Origin of the sequence: Campylobacter coli LMG 9860, assembly GCF_000254135.1 — a bacterium.
GTDB classification, from domain to species: Bacteria; Campylobacterota; Campylobacteria; order Campylobacterales; family Campylobacteraceae; genus Campylobacter_D; species Campylobacter_D coli.
Genome location: NZ_AINS01000082.1, coordinates 1 through 1,418, shown reverse-complemented (window position 1 = coordinate 1,418; position 1,418 = coordinate 1). Strand labels below are relative to the sequence as shown.

Genomic DNA, 1,418 nt, shown 5'->3' with positions numbered 1-1,418 from the left:
CTCAAATTATGATACAATATTTTATATTTTATAAATCAGAGGAATAAGATATGAATAATGAAATAGAAATTAAAGATTTAAATGAAATTAATAAAAATAACAAACAGCAAGTAGTTTATAGAAAAGATAATCTATCTACTGATTGTATTACTGGAGAAGTTATAGAAAGAAATCAAATTATTGTTAGAAAAGTTCAAACAAGAGAAAGTTTTATCAAACTTTTTACTGAAAATATTCATTATATTATTAATTTAGAACCTCAAGAAAAAACTTTATTTTTTACATTGCTTTCTTCAGTAGATTATAAAAATGTTGTAAGATTTGATAAATCTATGAAACAAAATATTATTTTAGATAAAGTTTTAAGTAGAGCTGGAATGTATAGAGCTTTAAATGGATTAATAGAAAAGAAAGTAATTTTTAAAATAGATCGAGATTTTGTTAAATCGTATGCTGGTGTTGGTAGTGATGATTGTTATTTATTTAATCCAAATTTAGTAGGACGTGGATCTTGGAATGATTTAAAAAATTTAAGACATACTATTACTAGAGAATGGGATTTTGAAAATTTAGAAGTTAGAGAAAATTTAGAAATAGAAGAAAAATATCTAGGTCTTGATGAAATAAAAAACAATCAAAAACAATATCAAGTAAAAGAAATAAATCAAGAACATGATGAAACGACTAAAGTAAAAAATACAGAAATTGTTATTGAAGAAAAAAATAACTCTGCAAATAATCAATATAGCTTCGATAAAAAAGAAGAGCCGAGCATAAATAAAAAAGTCTTAATCTCTAATGATACACAACCTTCTTTATTTGATGAAAATCAAAAAGAACGAGAAGCTAGACTATTTGTAGAAAAATATGCTGGGATACTTACTGGTGGATTTGATCCTACAAAATCCGCCAAAGAATTAAAAAGAGAAAAATTAGATAAAGATTTGGAAGAAGGTAGAATATAAAAATGAAAAAAGTTTATTTAGATACAAATATTTTCCTAGATTACTTCAATGCTGAAAGAACTTATCATAATGAAGCTAAGCAATTGATATATTTTTTAATTACAAATAACATTCAAATAGTTTTCTCTGAAGATATGATTTCTACTATTGCTTATCTTATTAAAAAAGAAAATTTAAATAATTTCACTCATTTTTTAAAAGATATTTCATTAGAAAAAGATTTTAATATTGCATCTTTTGGTGCAAGTGTCATTAATATGGCTTGTGATTATTATGATAAATATCGAGGAGACTTTGAAGACTATTTGCAATATTTTTGTGCTGAAAAAGAAGGCTGTTGTGCTATCTACACCATGGATAAAAAATTTCCAAATTTAAAAATACCTGTAAAAAGATATGGCGAGATTGATATCTAAACTCTATTTTGTCTCAAGAAAATGAGAAAAATAAACA

2 protein-coding genes are annotated in these 1,418 nt (G+C 24.0%); both read left to right on the top strand.

The window, feature by feature from the left end; translation table 11 throughout:
* Positions 1-50: 50 nt before the first annotated feature.
* Positions 51-965 carry a hypothetical protein gene (locus CCO88_RS08770; protein ID WP_002840249.1) on the top strand — a complete coding sequence of 305 codons (915 nt, stop codon included), beginning with the start codon at positions 51-53 and terminating at the stop codon, positions 963-965.
* 2 nt (positions 966-967) lie between these two features.
* Positions 968-1,381 (top strand): type II toxin-antitoxin system VapC family toxin, encoded by a 414-nt coding sequence (locus CCO88_RS08765; RefSeq protein WP_002840246.1) that lies wholly within the window; start codon positions 968-970, stop codon positions 1,379-1,381.
* The last annotated feature ends 37 nt before the right edge of the window (positions 1,382-1,418 follow it).

Coding starts and splice junctions, on each gene's coding strand:
- CCO88_RS08765 (WP_002840246.1), top strand. CDS start 968: ATGAAAAAAGTTTATTTAGATACAAATATTTTCCTAGATTACTTCAAT.
- CCO88_RS08770 (WP_002840249.1), top strand. CDS start 51: ATGAATAATGAAATAGAAATTAAAGATTTAAATGAAATTAATAAAAAT.